This is a genomic window from Marinobacter sp. VGCF2001 (assembly GCF_049943275.1).
In the GTDB taxonomy this organism is placed as follows: domain Bacteria; phylum Pseudomonadota; class Gammaproteobacteria; order Pseudomonadales; family Oleiphilaceae; genus Marinobacter.
Map to the genome: position 1 here is coordinate 46,142 of NZ_JBNFVX010000008.1, position 16,411 is coordinate 62,552.

Genomic DNA, 16,411 nt, shown 5'->3' on the forward strand with positions numbered 1-16,411 from the left:
ATCCTTTTTATCGGGTGGTTACCGGCAGCCAACGCACGGTCGGGTTGCCACTTTCACCGGCTTCGGTGTAGTAGCCGATGATTTGCAGAGCCCAAACGGTGGAGCCCGAGTCCTCGACATCCGCTTTGATCAGGTAGGTGCGGAAATTCGGCCAGATCTTGTGTTCACCGGTCAGGTTGTAGGCCTGCCACAGGTGTTCCGAGAAAACACCACCGGTGCTGTCGGTCAGATACAACTGACTGATGCCCGGGTCTTTCTGCAGCGCATCGGCCTCTGCCCAGGTCATGGGATCGGAAGCACCACCCTTGCCGGGGCCGCTCACGCCGCTGTTTGATTTCAGGTACCACTCGCGGCCGGAGAAGCCGACTTTGACATCCCAGTTGCTGTCGCCCTGGCAATCCACAACCGCAGGGGCATCGAAGTCGTAACAGGCATCGCCACCGCTGTAGTCGGCAGGCGGGATAAAGCTGACGGGCGTGGTTGAAAAGCCGCTGGCGCCTTCCGGCTGAACGTAAAACTCAAAGGTGAAGCTCTCGATGCCCTGGCCACCCCGGGTGGGGAAGTTGAAGTCCTTCACCTTCATCCGTGCATAACTGTTGCCTTCTGCGGAGCGCACCAGATAGGCCACCTCGGCTTTGGCCTCAATCACGCCATTGGTCATATTGTATTCAGACCAGTTATCCGAGCCCCCAAAGGCACTGGAGAAGGCATCCTGCTGCCAGCTTTCGGGCTCGCTGAACGGCCCTCTCAAGTGCTCTTCCTCCGAGTTCGCCGTGGCGTTGGTGAACACGTTGGGATCAGGCTCGCCGTTTGCGTTATAGAAGTCGTCCTGAGCCACGGCCAGCGCCCCGCCAACCTTGCCCTCGCCCGAGGCACCGCTGTTCAACTTGAAGGCCATGCGGTTGGCAGCAATGTGCCAGGAGTCTTCTTCTGTAACGATCTGGCCGGTTTCCAGGTTGAGATAAACCATTCGATCGGCGGCGGGCAGTAACACTCCGGAGATATCATCTGCATCTGCCTGCGTCTGTTCTTCGATCGTGTTATCGCTGCCGCCACAGGCGGTCAGGGCGAGCGCGGCCGACAAAACGGCCGGGACTTTCATGCGGGAAATGGGCACTTTCTACTCCTTGGAACATTGGGTCGTTGTTGTGAAATCTGCTTTCAATCACCGAATGCCAGTGACAGCCCGGCGTAGACGAACCGCCCTGCCACGGGCCGGAAATCATCCCCATCGGAAAAGTCGCGCTGCTCGTCGGTGGCGTTGTCGGCACCGGCAAACAGGCGCAACTGATCGTTCAGCTGGTAATTGAGTTTCAGATCGACGGCGGTAAATGCGGGGGATTCAGAACCGCTGGCGGCATCCACAAATTCCTTGCTCTGGTAGCGAATGCGCGTGGTCCAGGACAACCCGGGCAGCAACAGCGGGCCATCCACAGCAAACGAAGCCTGGTGCTCCGGGCGACGGTTGAGATCGTTGCCGGTTTCACGATTTTCAGTTCTGGTGAGGGTATAACTTGCTGTCAGCCGCCAACGGTCGTCGGGTTCCCAGCCTGCAGTAGCTTCCAGCCCCCAGGTGCGGGCCCTGGCAATGTTTTCATAGCGGAACACCATCACCCCGTCGTTGCGATCGCTGGTTGCGTCCACATCTTCGGTGGTCTGAATGAGGTGTTCGATGTCATTGAGAAAGGCGTTGGCTTCCAGCCACACATTGCGATTCCAGGACAAGCCACCGCCCAGCTGGTAGCTGACGGATTCTTCCGGCTGCAAGCCCTGAAAGCCCTTGACCACGTAGCCCAGCTGGCTGTGATCAAAGGTGAAATGACGTTCCTTGAGGTTTGGCACCCGGTAGCCGGCACCCACCCCGCCGCGAATAAAGGCCGTCATTCCCGGGCTTTGCACCAGGTCATACCGGGCGTTTACTTTGGGGGCTGTATGGGTGCCAAAATCCGAGTCGTGCTGCACCCGCACTCCCGTCACCAACTCCAGGGCAGACAAAGGAATCCAGGTATCCTGAAGCCAGAGCTCCCGGCCATCCCGGTCGCGATCGCCGGCATTGCCCAGTTCTGAAGCGCCATCAATCGATTGCGCGAGGGTTTCCCGCTGCAGATCGAGTCCGCCCATCAAATGATGACTGACACCCAGAGGCGCCCCCAGGTGCCCGGACAAGCGTGACAAAGTCGACTCCGCCTGGCGCTCGTCGAAGGTACCCCGGGCTGAATATTTCCCGGTATTGTCTTCAAGCACCTCGTGGACAGCAGACCAGCCCGCCCGAACCTCGGTGTTATCGCCATGGCTGCCGGACAGCCCGTACCGGGTTCGGTACACGTCCTCGTCTTTGCCTTGCCGAATAACGAAGGGCGGTTTACGAACCACAAACCGGGAACCGGATTCTTCCTCGAACCGGGCCACACTGGCACTCAGACGATGCTGCTCCGACGGAGCCCAGTCCAGACGGGCCGTCAAATCATTGCGATCAAACTCATCTCCTGGCCGGCTCCAGGTTTCAGGCTCCGGATCAATGCCATCAGAGTGCTGGTGCGATGCGGAGAGGCGTATAGCAAGCTGCTCACTGCCGCCCTGCAGCGTCGCCCGGGCCCCGTAGCGCGCAGGTTCCGTTTTCTCGCCGGAGGGATTCTGCTCGCCGTAGCTACCGGCATCGGTGGTGAAGCGGCCAGACAAACCCGATCCCGGTGCCCGGGTGATGACATTCACCACGCCTCCTATACCGGAGCTCCCATATTGGGCAGACACCGCGCCCTTGACCACTTCAATCCGCTCAATGTCGAGCACCGCCAGCTGGCTGACATCCACCGAGGAGCCAGTGGTGGCGGTCATCGGCATACCATCGATCAGAATCAGCACCCGGTCGGCCGCCACACCCTGCAGCCAGACTTCGTAACCCGGCTTGCCGTGAATCTCCCTCAACTGCAACCCGGGCACGTTGATCAATGCCTCTTTCAGGTTGCGGGCATGGGTTTTCTCAAGTTCATCACCGGTAACAACTTCGGTCCGAACGGGGGTATCAAGCAGGGGGCGTTCGGTTCGGGTACCCGTCACAACCAGCTCGTCCAGATAGCCTGCATCGCCCGCACGAGCGTGGGAAGCCACACCGGCCGCCAGACCACAAATACCCAGAACTAAAGCACGCCGAAACATAAGTAATAACCGTTAGCCAATTTGAATGCGAACGATTATTGTTTAGATAAATTGCGATTTCAACCCTTTGTTGATATTTATCAAACAGGCATAAAAAAACCGGCCGAAGCCGGTTTTCAATTTCCGATAAGCCTGGAGCTGTCTCGGAGACTTAGTGGGTCTGCTCTTCCTTCGCTTCGCCTGCCGCCTCTTCCTGCTTGCGCTTGAGCGCCTGGGCGTAGATGGCATCGAAGTTGACCGGCGCCAGCATCAGAGCCGGGAAGCTGCCTTTATTGACCACGCCGTCAATCGCTTCACGAGCGTACGGGAACAGGATGGTCGGGCAATAGGCACCCAGCATCTGGCCAAGTTGCGGACCTTCCACGCCGGACACCATGAATACGCCACCCTGCTGGATCTCGACAATGTAGGCCACCTTCTCACCCACTTTTGCGGTAACCGTCAGAGACAGAACCACTTCGTACTGGTTGTCGCTGATCTTGTTGTGGGAAGTGTTCAGGTCCAGGTTCACCTGCGGCTTCCACTGCTCCTGAAAAACCAGCGGTGAGTTGGGCGACTCAAAAGACAGGTCCTTCACATAGATGCGCTGAAGGGCGAACTGGGGTTGGTTCTGGTTCTCGTTGCCAGCGGCTTGCTGATTCTCAGCCATGATCAGTCCTTTCGTTTCCGTATTATCGGGCAATACCCGTTGTTATGTCGTCTGCCGGAACAGTTTACTGCCAGGTTCCGATTGGTAATGTGAAACAGTGCGTCAGATCGCCATTCAGATCAAGCCCTGTTACTTCTTCACCAGCGGCAGGTTACTGGCCTTCCAGTCAGCGATGCCACCGTTCAGCCGCACCACGTTATCGTAGCCCTCGGCATTCAACTGCTTAACCGCCATGGCCGAGTGCTGGCCCATTTTGTCGGCGACGATAATCTGCTTTTCTTTATGCTTACTCAGCTCATTAACCCGGCTCTTGAGACTGTTAAGCGGTATGTTCACCGAACCGGTAATGCGCCCTTCATTGAAGTCCTTGCGGTCTCGAATATCGAGGACTATGGCTTCGTCTTTATTGATCAGCGTGACCGCGCCCTGGGCCGAGATCTTGGCACCGCCGCGGCGCGATTCCAGAACAAGAATGGCCAGCAGGAACGCCACAAACAGCGAGGCCAGAATGTAGTGATTAACAACAAATTCAAACAAGCGGTCCATGAAACTACCCTGACAAATGATTTGGCCGGATTATACACACCCGCACCGGCTCACAGAAGGCAATCACAGCGCCATAATAGGCGTACCTCATTACCCTCATGCACAACACACGGGCGAACCCGCGTGGCCTGAGTAAATGAAAACGGTTACAATCTGCCCCACTCAAATTCTGTTCTTTTTGCAACCAAGCGGACGACAAAATGACCGAGACGCGCAAGCCCACTGCATTGATTATCCTGGACGGCTGGGGCCACCGTGACCCGGCAGAAGACAATGCCATTTCCAATGCCAACACCCCCTTCTGGGACAAGATCTGGCAGCATCAGCCCAAAACCCTGATCAACACCTCGGGAATGTTCGTCGGGCTGCCTCAGGGGCAAATGGGCAATTCTGAAGTCGGCCATATGAATCTCGGCGCCGGCCGCGTGGTGTATCAGAGCCTGACGCGCATCGACAAAGACCTCGAAGACTGTACCTTCCAGGACAACGAAGCCCTGTGCAATGCCATCGACAAAGCCGTCGCCAACGGCAAGGCCGTGCATTTGATGGGCCTGTTATCACCCGGCGGCGTTCACAGCCATGAAGATCATATTCTGGCAGCCGCAGAGTTGGCCGCGGCCCGGGGTGCCAAAGAAGTGTACATCCACGCCTTCCTGGATGGCCGCGATATGCCTCCGCGCAGCGCCCGCCCTTCGCTGGAAAAAGCCGCCGCTAAAATGAAAAGTCTGGGCGTTGGCCGCGTTGCCACCCTCGTTGGCCGCTATTTTGCCATGGACCGCGATAACCGCTGGGACCGGGTTGAAGCAGCCTACAATGCCATGACCCTGGGCGACGCCGAATTCATCTGCGACGACCCGGTGGCGGCCCTGGAACAGGCTTATGAACGTGGCGAGAACGACGAGTTCGTCAAACCCACCCACATCCGCGCAGACGGCGAATCCGAAGGCACCATCAACGATGGTGATGCCGTGCTGTTCATGAACTTCCGCGCTGACCGGGCACGGGAAATGACGCGCACCTTCGTAGAACCCGATTTCGAGGGATTCGACCGTCGCAAGCATCCGGCACTGGCCGATTTCGTGATGCTTACCGAGTACGCTGCCGACATCAAAACCAGCTGCGCCTACCCGCCCGAACAGTTGGCCAACGGGCTGGGTGAATTCATGGCGAAGCAGGGCAAAACGCAGCTGCGCATTGCCGAGACCGAAAAGTACGCTCACGTTACTTTCTTCTTCAATGGTGGCCAGGAAGCACCGTTTGAGGGCGAAGACCGCATCCTGGTGCCCTCCCCCAACGTGGCCACATACGACCTGCAGCCCGAGATGAGTGCCCCCGAAGTCACCGACAAGCTGGTGGAAGCCATCAAAAGCGGCAAGTACGACCTGATTGTATGCAATTACGCCAATGGCGACATGGTCGGCCATACCGGAAAACTGGACGCCGCCGTGAAGGCCGCCGAGTGCCTGGACCAGTGCGTACAGCGTATTGTTGAAGCCCTGGATGAAGTGGGCGGCGAGGCACTGATCACCGCCGACCACGGTAACTGCGAACAGATGACCGACCCCAACTCCGGGCAGGTTCACACCGCCCACACCATTGGCCCGGTGCCGCTGGTGTACACCGGCCACCGCAAGGTTCATCTCAGGAACGACGGCAGCCTGTGTGATATTGCCCCCACCTTGCTGGCCCTGATGGCTGCCGAAAAGCCCGCAGAAATGACCGGGCACAGCCTGGTAGAGTTCGACTGATCACTCTGCCGGCAACCGTGTTGACAAGACTGACCACCGTGCTGCTGGCTCTCGTTCTTGGGGCCTGCAGCGCGGCGGCTGCCGCGCAGGATGTAACCCCCGCCCAGGTTGAGGCGCTGAAAGAGCGGATTGCCGACATCGACCGCTGGCTGGCCGATGCCGAGGAAGACCGCTCCACTCTCGAGCAGCAACTGGCAGCCACCGAACGCAAGATCAGCACCCTCACCCGGGAACGCCGCGACCTGCGGCAACAAGCCCGGGAGCAGCAGGAGCGCCTTGGTGAACTTCGCACCCGGGAAAATGAGCTGTCCAGCACCCTGGAACAACAGCGGGAAAACCTGAAGGCCCAGATTCGCGCCGCCTGGATGAAAGGCGACGCACCCGCCCTGAAAGTTCTGCTCAACGAAATTGAACCCGGCGAAATCGCCCGAACCCTGACCTATTACGAATACCTGAGCAAGAGCACCGTCTCCCAACTGGAAGCGTTCCAGCGCAGCCTTCAGCAACTCAAAGCTGCCCGAACCGCCGTGCAGGCAACCCGAACCCGGCTGGCAAAGACCGAAGCCGATCTGGATCAACGTCAGCAGCAACTGGCGCAAAGCCGTCAGGATCGCACCCGAACGCTGGCCGCCCTGAAAGCAGACATCCGGAACCGACAAAGTGAACGACAATCCCTGGAGGCGGACCGCCAGCGCCTGGAAAAACTGCTGAAAGAAGTCCAGCAGGCGATTGCCAGCATTCCGGCACCCAACGAATCCAGCCCGTTCAAATTCTTGCGCGACCGACTGCCCTGGCCAGCCGGTGGACGCGTGGTTGGCAACTACGGCGCCTTATACGCCGATGGCAAATTGCGGCGCAACGGGCTTTTGATGAACACGGCCGAAGAGGCCGAAATCAAAGCCGTACATTACGGCCGGGTGGTCTTCGCCAACTGGCTTCGGGGCTTTGGATTGCTCACCATTATCGACCACGGCGATGGCTACATGACCCTCTACGGCCACAGCAGCAGCCTGTTCACGACCCCGGGGGACTGGGTTCAACCGGGAGAGACCATAGCCCTGGCTGGCCGCACCGGCGGCACCGAGGACCCGGCGGTCTATTTTGAAGTGCGTCGCAACGGCAAGCCGGTTAACCCCCGTAGCTGGCTGGGTAAGCCATAACAGGGCTGACAAACGGCGTTGCGAGCGCCATACTGTCCGGGTCGGGAACCAGTCCAACTATTGGAAACAAAACAGGATATGTGAATGAAACGGGCCAGAAGTACACTCAAGACCTCGCCACTGCGCACCATGATTCTTGCCACCTGTTGTTTCACCGCCCCCGGACTGGCCCTGGCGCAGGATCAGGATGCCCAGACCCGGCAGATTCTGGAGTCCATACAAAACGGCGAACAGGTTGAACTGAAGCTGCCGGACCCGGAAGAACAGCTGCCGCTGGATGAGTTGCGCAAATTCACCGAGGTATTCAGTCGCATCAAAGATGCCTACGTGGAAGACGTCTCCGATACCGAACTGCTGGAGAGCGCCATCAAAGGGATGCTCTCCGATCTCGACCCCCATTCGACTTACCTGGCCCCCAAGGACTATGAAGAACTGGAGGAAAGCACCTCCGGCGAATTCGGAGGGCTCGGCATTGAAGTCGGCATGGAAAACGGCTTTATCAAAGTTATCTCTCCGATTGACGACACACCAGCCCAGAAAGCCGGCGTGCAGGCCGGCGACCTGATCATCAAACTGGACGAAAAGCCGGTGAAGGGAATGTCGCTGGAAGAGGCGGTCAACCTCATGCGCGGCAAGCCGGGCACGGTGCTTACCCTTACCATCATGCGTGAAGGCGAAAGCGCCCCCATTGAGCTGGACGTTACCCGTGATGTCATCAAGGTAACCAGCGTGAAAACCCGGATGATCGACAATGGCTACGGCTATGTCCGGATTACCCAGTTCCAGGCCGAAACCGGCCGGCAGTTCCAGAAGGCCCTCAACGATCTTGAGGCCGAGTATGGCAGCGACCTGGACGGGCTGGTGATCGACCTGCGCAACAACCCCGGCGGGGTATTGCAGGCCGCGGTGGAAACCGCTGACGCCCTGCTGGACGAGGGCCTGATCGTCTACACCGAAGGCCGCATTCAGAGTTCACGCCTGCGATTCAGTGCCAAGCAGGGCGACATCATGGCAGACACGCCGATTGTCGTTCTGATCAATGGCGGCTCGGCGTCTGCCTCGGAAATTGTTGCCGGTGCGCTTCAGGACCACAAACGCGCCGTGGTGATGGGCACCCAGTCGTTCGGCAAAGGCAGCGTGCAAACGGTCATCCCTCTCGACGAAACCCACGCCATCAAAATGACCACCGCCCGCTACTTCACACCGGATGGCCGCTCCATCCAGGCCACCGGCATCAAGCCGGACATCGAGGTTCGCCCGGCAGAGCTCAAGGAGCTGGACAGCCGCCCATTCTTCACTGAAGCCGACCTGAGTGGGCACCTGGAGGGCGAGAACGAGCAGGAAGCACGGGAAGCCCGTGAACAGGCCGCTGAAGCCGGCGCATCAGCGGCAAACCGGGATTACCAGCTTCGGTCTGCACTCAACCTCCTGAAAGGACTGCACATCCTCAACCGGAAAAACGACAGCAACCGGCAGGAACAGAGTCAGTGACCTTACGCTCCACCCTTACCCTTCTGGCACTACTGGTACTGTCCCCTGCTGCGCTCGCAACGGGGACGCCAGAACCCCAGCAGCCCACGATTGCCATCATTATTGATGACATGGGCCACAATGAGTTTGAAGGTGAGCGCCTGGCCAGGCTGGACCAGCCATTAACCCTCGCCTTCCTGCCCTATCGCCGGCACACGGTGGCCCTGGCCAAGCTGGCTCATGCCCGGTCCAAGGAAATCATGCTGCACGCGCCCATGGCCAACACCCGGAACTTTGGCCTTGGGCCGGGCGGCCTGACATCGACCATGGACGAGCAGGCCATCACCACCACCCTCCGCCGTGCACTGCAGTCGATCCCCTATGTCAGCGGAGTAAACAACCACATGGGCAGCCTGCTCACCCAACAACTGGCGCCGATGGACTGGGTGATGAGGGAGCTGGATCGCTATCCGGTGTATTTCGTGGACAGCCGCACCATTGCCAGCTCGATTGCGGGCAGCGTGGCCGACGCTTACAACATCCCGAGCCTGACCCGGGACGTTTTCCTGGATCACGAACAAACCGAAGAGTTTGTCGACCGCCAGTTCAAGCTTCTGATTCAGACTGCTAAAAAGAAAGGTACCGCCATCGGGATCGGCCACCCCCACAAGGTAACCGTGGATTATCTGGAGAAGCACCTGCCGATGCTGGATGAACAGGGCATCGCCATCGCCACGGTGAGCGGCGTCTGGGCCATGCGTAACGATAACCGGCAGATGTTTGCGGAAGGGGAAAAGCAGGCCATCCGGCCTGCCTATGCACGGAAGAATTAATCGCGGACTTCGATGCCCTGGGCCTTCATAAAGGCTTTGGCCTCGGGGATGGTGTGCTGCCCAAAGTGAAAGATAGACGCTGCCAGCACAGCATCTGCACCGCCTTGAGTCACGCCGTCTGCCAGGTGCTGGAGCTCCCCGACACCGCCTGAGGCAATCACTGGCACCGCCACGGCATCGCTGATGGCGCGGGTCAGGCCCAGATCAAACCCCACCTTGGTACCATCCCGGTCCATACTGGTGAGCAACAACTCACCGGCACCAAGGTCCACCATCTTTCTGGCCCACTCGACCGCATCCAGACCGGTTGGCTTGCGACCACCGTGGGTGAAAATTTCCCAGCGCGCCTCTTCACTTTCGCCACTCACACGCTTCGCATCGATAGCCACCACAATGCACTGGCGACCGAAACGCTCGGCCGCCTCTTTCACAAATTCCGGATTGAACACGGCCGCGGTATTGATCGAAACCTTGTCAGCGCCCGCATTCAACAATTTACGGATATCGTCTACGGTGCGGACACCGCCACCCACCGTCAGAGGAATAAACACTTCAGCGGCCATACGCTCAACGGTTTCATAGGTGGTATCGCGGCTTTCGCTGCTGGCGGTAATGTCCAGAAAAGTAATCTCGTCGGCACCCTGCTCGTTGTAACGGCGGGCCACCTCAACCGGATCGCCGGCATCGCGGATATCGACAAAGTTAACACCCTTGACCACCCGGCCTTTATCCACGTCCAGGCAGGGGATGATGCGTTTCGCCAGTGCCATGGTTCGTCCTCAGTTGCTCAGGCTGTCGCAATAGGCTTGCGCCTCGGAAACATCCAGGGTGCCCTCGTAAATAGCGCGGCCGGTGATCGCACCGATCACCCCCTTGTCTGCCACCGTGGCCAGGCGCTTGAGGTCGTCCATATTGGTCACGCCGCCGGAGGCAATCACCGGAATACCGCCCTCTTCCGCCAGCTTTGCCGTGGCTTCCACGTTTACACCCTGCATCATGCCGTCGCGGGCAATATCGGTGTACACGATGGACGAAACGCCATCGTTGGCAAAACGTTTGGCCAGGCCAACGGCCATCACCTCGGAAACCTCGGCCCAGCCGTCAGTGGCCACACGGCCGTCTTTGGCGTCCAGGCCAACGATGATGTGGCCCGGAAATTCTTTGCACATCTCGGTCACAAACTCCGGCTCTTTCACCGCCTTGGTACCGATAATCACCCACTGCACGCCGGCCTTGAGGTAAGCCTCGATGGTTTCTGCGGAACGGATGCCGCCGCCAATCTGGATAGGCAGATTCGGATACTTCTCCGCAATGGCTTTGACAATCTCACCGTTCACCGGCTCGCCGGCAAAGGCACCGTTCAGATCGACCAGGTGCAGGCGCCGGGCGCCGGCGTCTACCCATTTGGTGGCCATGTCCACCGGGTCGTCACCGAATACCGTGGAGTCTTCCATGCGGCCCTGGCGCAGTCGTACACATTTGCCGTCTTTCAGATCGATTGCGGGGATGATCAGCATTTTCCAGTCCAGTTGGTAAAGTTTTCCAGCAACTGCAGTCCCGCCCGGGCGCTTTTCTCCGGGTGGAACTGCACTGCAAAGATGTTGTCTTTCGCCACCGCCGCGGCCAGGTCGACCCCGTACCGGGTGCGGCCGGCCATATCGGCATTACCCTCGGCCTCGGCGTAATAGCTGTGAACAAAGTAGAAACGATCGCCGTCCGGAATGTTCTGCCAGAGTGGATGATCTTTGGTGTGGTACACCTGATTCCAGCCCATGTGTGGCACTTTCAAACGTTCGCCGTTATCGTTGAGCGTGTCGCCAAAGTAGCGAACTTCAGACGGAAACAGGCCAATCCCCTCAACCCCGCCATTCTCTTCGCTGCGGGCCATCAACGCCTGCATACCCACGCAAATGCCCAGAAACGGCCGGTCCCGGGAAACCTCTTTCACAAGCTCGACCACGCCCAGGCGGTGCATTTCTGCCATGCAGTCACGGATGGCGCCAACGCCGGGCAGAATCACCCGGTCGGCTTCGCGGATAGTGGCGGCATCGCCGGTAACCAGTACGGTGCAGTCCGGGGCCACGTGCTCTACAGCTTTACGGGCGGAATGCAGGTTACCCATGCCGTAGTCGATAATGGCGACGGTCTTCATGGTGCAGTTGTTCCTTACAGTGGCCGGTTACAGCGCGCCCTTGGTCGACGGGGTAACGCCTGCCATACGCTCGTCCATTTCAATCGCAAAACGCAGTGCACGGCCGAAGGCCTTGAACACGGTTTCGATCTGGTGGTGAGTGTTCTTGCCCTTCAGGTTGTCGATGTGCAGGGTCACCATGGAGTGATTCACAAAGCCCTGGAAGAACTCGGCGAACAGATCGACATCGAAGCCACCAACGCTGGCGCGGGTGTAGGGTACATCCATCAGCAACCCCGGACGGCCGGAGAGATCGATGACCACCCGCGACAGGGCTTCGTCCAGCGGCACATAGGCGTGGCCATAACGGCGAATGCCTTTTTTGTCCCCCACAGCCTGCTTGAACGCCTGCCCCAGGGTAATGCCGATGTCTTCCACCGTGTGGTGATCATCAATGTGCAGATCGCCCTTGCAGACGATGTCCAGATCCACCAGACCATGGCGGGCAATCTGGTCCATCATGTGGTCGAGGAAAGGCACGCCTGTGTCGAAATTGGCTTTGCCGGTACCGTCGAGGTTGATCTCGACGACAATCTGGGTTTCGAGGGTATTGCGCTCTACCCGAGCCTTACGTTCGGCCATGGAGACTCCGTTGAAAACTGGCTTGCTACCGAAAACTGTATTCGCGGATTATACCTATTAAGTCAGCCGGAGTCCCGCTCGTGGATTAATCACCCTGATAGTTCAGAACGCTTTCTTGAGGTTGGCCATGTAGGTGTCGACGAGGCTGTTGAACTCGTGCTTGATCACCGGGCTGATCGCCAGTTTGAGCAGGCTCGGCAGGGGCACCGTGAGCTCCGCACTGGTCTGAAACTTCACGGCGGTGGCTTTGTCACCCTTTGAAATCACCGTCCAGGAACCGCTGACAACACCATTACCCTCGCCCTTGATAGGCTTCCAGGTGATTTTCCCGGCTTCTTTGTCCGCATGGTAAGTACAGGCGTACACCGACTGAATGGCGTGCTTGTCCACACCCACTTTCTCCATTTCCCAGCGGTAGGCGTTATCGCCCAGGTCCACCAACTTATCGACTTTCGGGAAGTGGCTGGCAGATTTGGGGACATCCGCCAACAGATCGAAAACTTCATCGTAGCTCGCCGGAATTTCCAAATCCCGGTTCAGCTCAATCGATACGGTAATGGCCACAGCCGACTCCTTTTTTGTTTATTCGTGCCCAAAGGCTACCCGCCCGGCACATTAAGTGAGGGAGCTATTTTGAACCAAGACTACCGCATTGTCATACTCCCGCGCTGTTAATTTGCTAACCCTGCGTTATCCTTTGGTTTATTCACCGTATAAAACATCGGCCACCGAATTCCGACCGGAAAAGGAACCCGAACATGAAAGTAATCCGCTACGCGATTTACGCCGTTATCGCACTGGTGTTGCTGGCAGTCGCTGCCATCGCCATTGCCGTAGCAGTAATCAATCCGAACGACTACAAACCGCAAATAGAAGCGGCCGTTGAAAAGCAGACAAACCTTGATTTGATGCTGGAGGGCGACATTGGCTGGTCGTTCATTCCGCTGGGCCTGGAGCTAAACAAGGTCGAGGCCAACCTGGACGACCAGCGATTTGTGGCGCTGGAGCAACTGATCGCCCGGATCGATTTCTGGTCGCTGATTGCCATGTCACCGCAGGTGAACACCTTCCTGCTTAACGGCCTGGACGCCCGCCTGGAAGTAAACGAACAGGGCGAAGGCAACTGGACCCGGATCATGCGGGACAAAGGCGCAACACCACCGGCCGATACGGCCTCCGATACCCCCCAGCAGGAAACCGCCGGCTCAGAACCCCAGCCCGCCAGCGGCGAAACACTCAACTTCAATGTCGAAAACGTCGAAATCGGTAATGCCAGCGTTCACTACAACGACCTGAGCACTGGTCAGTCGGTTACCCTCGAGGATTTCACGGTAAACGCCAGCAACATCACGCTGGGTACCGAATTCCCGCTGGCCGTCCGCTTCCGGGTTGAAACCGCCCAGCCCCGCTTCGCCGTGGATGGCAACATCAACGCGCGCCTCCAGGCCAACCAGGCTCTGAACGAATTCGCAGTTTCCGGCCTGAACGCAGTATTTGATATGTCCGGCGAACCGTTCGGCGGCGAATCCGTCACGGCCGAGCTCACCGGCTCTCTGGCGGCCAATCTGGAGAACGAAACCGCCACACTCAGCGATTTCTCTGCCAGTCTCGCCAACCTGACGCTGAATACCGATCTCAATGTCAAAGGCTTTGGTGACAAACCGGCTCTGGATGGACGGATTGAACTTTCGGAGTTCTCCGTGAAGGAGCTTCTGGAGAACCTCGGGCAGCCAGCCATTGAGACCAGCGACCCCAATGTTCTGAGCGCCATTGCCCTATCAACCAATCTGGGCGGCGAACCCGGCGTGGTAGCTTTGTCAGAGCTTGCAATCACCCTGGACGACACCCGCTTTAACGGCGGCGGCAGCTACAATCTCGCCACCGGAGGGCTGGTATTCGATCTGGACGGCGATGCGCTGAATGTGGATCGTTACCTGCCACCCACCGCCGAAGGCAACGCCAACGCAGCGGAGACTCCGGAAACACAAACAGACAGCACCCAAACCGCCGGAACCGAACAACCGGAAACCGACCTGCTGCCACTGGAAACCCTGCGTACCCTGCTGCTGGACATTGATTTCGGTCTGGGCGAGCTGGTAGCCAGCAACCTCACCATCAAGGACATCAAAGCCAGCACCACCGCCAAAGACGGCTTGCTTCAAGTAGACGAATTCAGCGGCAAGCTTTATGACGGCAGCTTCGGCGCCAATGTCACCCTGGATGCCCGCACCGACAATCCGAAATGGCGAGTCCGGTCTGACGTCAGCAATGTCCAGACCCTGCCATTACTGACCGACCTGGCAGAGGTCGATATGTTGTCCGGGGGCGCCAATATCAAAGTCGCCGTAGACACCACCGGCAATCGTATCTCCGCCCTGCGTAACAACGCCAATGGCGAAGTCAGCTTCAACCTGGCCGAGGGCGAGTTCCGCAAGATCAACCTGACCCGCATGGCCTGCCAGGGCATTGCCCTGGCCAACCAGGACACCCTGACCGCCACAGACTGGGGCACCGCAACTCCGTTCAATGATATGCGCGGCACTCTGAAGATTGACGGCAACACCCTGAACAACACCGACCTGGTGGCCGCCCTGGCCGGTATGCGCCTGGAAGGCAACGGCACCGTCGATCTTGAGCAAACCGACCTGGACTACGAACTGGGCCTGCGCGTGGTTGGCGAAATTCACCGCGACAATGCCTGCCGGGTTACCGAATACGTGGAAAACGTGGTCATCCCGGTGGAATGCCGGGGCAATTTCACCGAAGACCCGGCCGGGCTGTGTTCATTTGACGGCTCCCGCTTCCGGGACACCCTGAAAGACATCGCCGCTAACGCCGCCAAAGCCAAAGCCCGCGAAGAAGTGGATCGCGCCAAAGCCAGGGCCGAAGAAAAGGTGCAGGAGAAACTGAAAGAGAAGCTGGGCGAGGACGCCGGCGGCAAGGTCAAGGACGCCCTGAAGGGACTGTTCAACTGATGGCCGACCGTTTTGCCGACAAGCTCCTTCGCTGGTACGACCAACACGGCAGGCACAACCTGCCGTGGCACCACAACCGCAACGCTTACCGGGTCTGGATTTCGGAGATAATGCTCCAGCAGACCCAGGTGGCCACCGTTATTCCCTACTTCGAGGCCTTCATGGCCCGCTTTCCCGATGTTCAGGCGCTGGCCGCGGCACCGGAAGACGACGTGCTTGGCCACTGGTCTGGCCTGGGCTATTACGCCCGGGCGCGCAATCTGCACAAGGCCGCGAAACAGGTGGCGGATGAGTTCGGCGGCGAATTCCCCGCCGACCAGGAAACACTGGAGAGCCTGAGCGGCATCGGGCGTTCCACCGCGGCCGCCATTGTCGCCCAGGCCTTCGGCAAACGCGCCACCATCCTGGACGGTAACGTGAAACGGGTTCTGGCCCGCTACCACGCGGTTCCCGGATGGCCCGGGCAAACCGCCGTGCTGAACACACTCTGGCAACACGCCGAAGGCCATACCCCGGAAACCCGCGTGAAAGACTACACCCAGGCCATCATGGACCTGGGCGCCATGGTGTGTACCCGCAGCAAACCCGATTGTGAAGCCTGTCCCGTCAATGACGGTTGCCTGGCCTACGAACGGGACGAGATTCGCCTTTACCCCGGCTCGAAACCCAAAAAGGAAAAGCCGGAAAAAACCACCTGGATGCTGATTCTGGAAGATGCCGAGGGCCGGATTCTGCTGGAACGCCGGCCACCCAGCGGTATCTGGGGCGGGCTCTGGAGCCTGCCGGAACTTGACCCGGCCTATGGTACCGATGAACTGCAGGATGCCTGTACGCGTGAACTGGGCCTGCACTGCCACACTCCCGAACCGTTCAGTGGTTTCCGGCACACATTCAGCCACTACCACCTGCACATTCAGCCGGTACGCCTGCCGCTGGCAGGCAGCGCCAAAGTAGCCGATTCCGACCGCCACCGCTGGCTACACCGGGACGAAGCCCTCAGCCTGGGGCTGCCCGCGCCGATCCGCACCCTGCTGACCGAACCGGAACAGGCCACGCTACTGTAACCAAGCCAAGGTGCCGGCGTGTCTGTTATCATGCCGG

Annotated in this window: 15 protein-coding genes; 6 read left to right on the forward strand and 9 right to left on the reverse strand. The window is 58.9% G+C overall.

Annotated elements, in window-relative coordinates; all coding sequences use genetic code 11:
• Window positions 1-7 precede the first annotated feature (7 nt).
• The 4 genes from ACP2AU_RS09800 to ACP2AU_RS09815 all read right to left on the reverse strand — a co-directional run bounded on the left by ACP2AU_RS09800 (window position 8) and on the right by ACP2AU_RS09815 (window position 4,351).
• On the reverse strand, window positions 8-1,117 hold the full coding sequence (locus tag ACP2AU_RS09800) for an HmuY family protein (protein WP_426375946.1): 1,110 nt from the start codon (window positions 1,115-1,117) through the stop codon (window positions 8-10).
• A 44-nt stretch (window positions 1,118-1,161) separates the two neighbouring features.
• A complete protein-coding gene (locus tag ACP2AU_RS09805) occupies window positions 1,162-3,156 on the reverse strand; it encodes a TonB-dependent receptor plug domain-containing protein (RefSeq protein ID WP_426375948.1) in 1,995 nt (664 codons plus the stop codon).
• A gap of 151 nt (window positions 3,157-3,307) precedes the next feature.
• Window positions 3,308-3,805: a protein-export chaperone SecB gene (gene secB, locus ACP2AU_RS09810; RefSeq protein ID WP_426375949.1), complete on the reverse strand. Its 498-nt coding sequence runs from the start codon at window positions 3,803-3,805 to the stop codon at window positions 3,308-3,310.
• A gap of 129 nt (window positions 3,806-3,934) precedes the next feature.
• A complete protein-coding gene (locus ACP2AU_RS09815) occupies window positions 3,935-4,351 on the reverse strand; it encodes a rhodanese-like domain-containing protein (protein WP_426375950.1) in 417 nt (138 codons plus the stop codon).
• A 200-nt stretch (window positions 4,352-4,551) separates the two neighbouring features.
• Between ACP2AU_RS09815 and gpmI the strand changes: the two genes are divergently transcribed.
• From gpmI to ACP2AU_RS09835, 4 genes are all read left to right on the forward strand, one after another.
• The gene (gene gpmI / locus ACP2AU_RS09820; RefSeq protein WP_426375951.1) at window positions 4,552-6,099 is read left to right on the forward strand and encodes a 2,3-bisphosphoglycerate-independent phosphoglycerate mutase; all 1,548 of its coding nucleotides are present in this window, start codon (window positions 4,552-4,554) and stop codon (window positions 6,097-6,099) included.
• Window positions 6,100-6,119: 20 nt separating this feature from the next.
• On the forward strand, window positions 6,120-7,259 hold the full coding sequence (locus ACP2AU_RS09825; protein WP_426375952.1) for a murein hydrolase activator EnvC family protein: 1,140 nt from the start codon (window positions 6,120-6,122) through the stop codon (window positions 7,257-7,259).
• An 84-nt stretch (window positions 7,260-7,343) separates the two neighbouring features.
• Entirely contained in the window at window positions 7,344-8,750 is a 1,407-nt protein-coding gene (locus ACP2AU_RS09830) for a S41 family peptidase (protein ID WP_426375953.1), read from the forward strand.
• Window positions 8,747-9,562 (forward strand): divergent polysaccharide deacetylase family protein, encoded by an 816-nt coding sequence (locus ACP2AU_RS09835; RefSeq protein WP_426375954.1) that lies wholly within the window; start codon window positions 8,747-8,749, stop codon window positions 9,560-9,562. Before ACP2AU_RS09830 ends, ACP2AU_RS09835 begins: the two co-directional genes overlap by 4 nt.
• On the opposite strand, the gene hisF is transcribed toward ACP2AU_RS09835, so the two are convergent.
• The 5 genes from hisF to ACP2AU_RS09860 all read right to left on the reverse strand — a co-directional run bounded on the left by hisF (window position 9,559) and on the right by ACP2AU_RS09860 (window position 12,899).
• Complete coding sequence (gene hisF, locus ACP2AU_RS09840; protein ID WP_426375955.1) at window positions 9,559-10,332, reverse strand: imidazole glycerol phosphate synthase subunit HisF; 774 nt, start codon at window positions 10,330-10,332, stop codon at window positions 9,559-9,561. The two genes, ACP2AU_RS09835 and hisF, sit on opposite strands and share 4 nt — an antisense overlap.
• Window positions 10,333-10,341: 9 nt before the next feature.
• Window positions 10,342-11,079 (reverse strand): 1-(5-phosphoribosyl)-5-[(5-phosphoribosylamino)methylideneamino]imidazole-4-carboxamide isomerase, encoded by a 738-nt coding sequence (gene hisA / locus ACP2AU_RS09845; RefSeq protein WP_426375956.1) that lies wholly within the window; start codon window positions 11,077-11,079, stop codon window positions 10,342-10,344.
• Complete coding sequence (gene hisH / locus ACP2AU_RS09850; protein WP_426375957.1) at window positions 11,073-11,714, reverse strand: imidazole glycerol phosphate synthase subunit HisH; 642 nt, start codon at window positions 11,712-11,714, stop codon at window positions 11,073-11,075. The genes hisA and hisH overlap by 7 nt, the downstream gene beginning before the upstream one ends.
• Window positions 11,715-11,741: 27 nt before the next feature.
• Window positions 11,742-12,335, reverse strand: a complete 594-nt coding sequence (gene hisB, locus ACP2AU_RS09855) for an imidazoleglycerol-phosphate dehydratase HisB (RefSeq protein WP_426375958.1) — start codon at window positions 12,333-12,335, stop codon at window positions 11,742-11,744.
• Window positions 12,336-12,437: 102 nt separating this feature from the next.
• Window positions 12,438-12,899, reverse strand: a complete 462-nt coding sequence (locus tag ACP2AU_RS09860; RefSeq protein ID WP_426375959.1) for an SRPBCC family protein — start codon at window positions 12,897-12,899, stop codon at window positions 12,438-12,440.
• 194 nt (window positions 12,900-13,093) lie between these two features.
• On the opposite strand from ACP2AU_RS09860, the gene ACP2AU_RS09865 reads away from it, so the two are divergent.
• Together ACP2AU_RS09865 and mutY are read left to right on the forward strand one after the other, a co-directional pair.
• Window positions 13,094-15,310, forward strand: coding sequence for an AsmA family protein (locus ACP2AU_RS09865; RefSeq protein WP_426375960.1), 2,217 nt, complete (start codon window positions 13,094-13,096; stop codon window positions 15,308-15,310).
• Window positions 15,310-16,374, forward strand: a complete 1,065-nt coding sequence (gene mutY / locus ACP2AU_RS09870) for an A/G-specific adenine glycosylase (RefSeq protein WP_426375961.1) — start codon at window positions 15,310-15,312, stop codon at window positions 16,372-16,374. Before ACP2AU_RS09865 ends, mutY begins: the two co-directional genes overlap by 1 nt.
• The last annotated feature ends 37 nt before the right edge of the window (window positions 16,375-16,411 follow it).

What these genes read in the sequence shown, in the direction of transcription:
- ACP2AU_RS09805 (WP_426375948.1), bottom strand. Translation starts at nt 3,156, where the DNA reads ATGTTTCGGCGTGCTTTAGTTCTGGGTATTTGTGGTCTGGCGGCCGGT.
- secB (WP_426375949.1), bottom strand. Translation starts at nt 3,805, where the DNA reads ATGGCTGAGAATCAGCAAGCCGCTGGCAACGAGAACCAGAACCAACCC.
- ACP2AU_RS09815 (WP_426375950.1), bottom strand. Translation starts at nt 4,351, where the DNA reads ATGGACCGCTTGTTTGAATTTGTTGTTAATCACTACATTCTGGCCTCG.
- gpmI (WP_426375951.1), top strand. Translation starts at nt 4,552, where the DNA reads ATGACCGAGACGCGCAAGCCCACTGCATTGATTATCCTGGACGGCTGG.
- ACP2AU_RS09830 (WP_426375953.1), top strand. Translation starts at nt 7,344, where the DNA reads ATGAAACGGGCCAGAAGTACACTCAAGACCTCGCCACTGCGCACCATG.
- hisF (WP_426375955.1), bottom strand. Translation starts at nt 10,332, where the DNA reads ATGGCACTGGCGAAACGCATCATCCCCTGCCTGGACGTGGATAAAGGC.
- hisA (WP_426375956.1), bottom strand. Translation starts at nt 11,079, where the DNA reads ATGCTGATCATCCCCGCAATCGATCTGAAAGACGGCAAATGTGTACGA.
- hisH (WP_426375957.1), bottom strand. Translation starts at nt 11,714, where the DNA reads ATGAAGACCGTCGCCATTATCGACTACGGCATGGGTAACCTGCATTCC.
- hisB (WP_426375958.1), bottom strand. Translation starts at nt 12,335, where the DNA reads ATGGCCGAACGTAAGGCTCGGGTAGAGCGCAATACCCTCGAAACCCAG.
- ACP2AU_RS09865 (WP_426375960.1), top strand. Translation starts at nt 13,094, where the DNA reads ATGAAAGTAATCCGCTACGCGATTTACGCCGTTATCGCACTGGTGTTG.
- mutY (WP_426375961.1), top strand. Translation starts at nt 15,310, where the DNA reads ATGGCCGACCGTTTTGCCGACAAGCTCCTTCGCTGGTACGACCAACAC.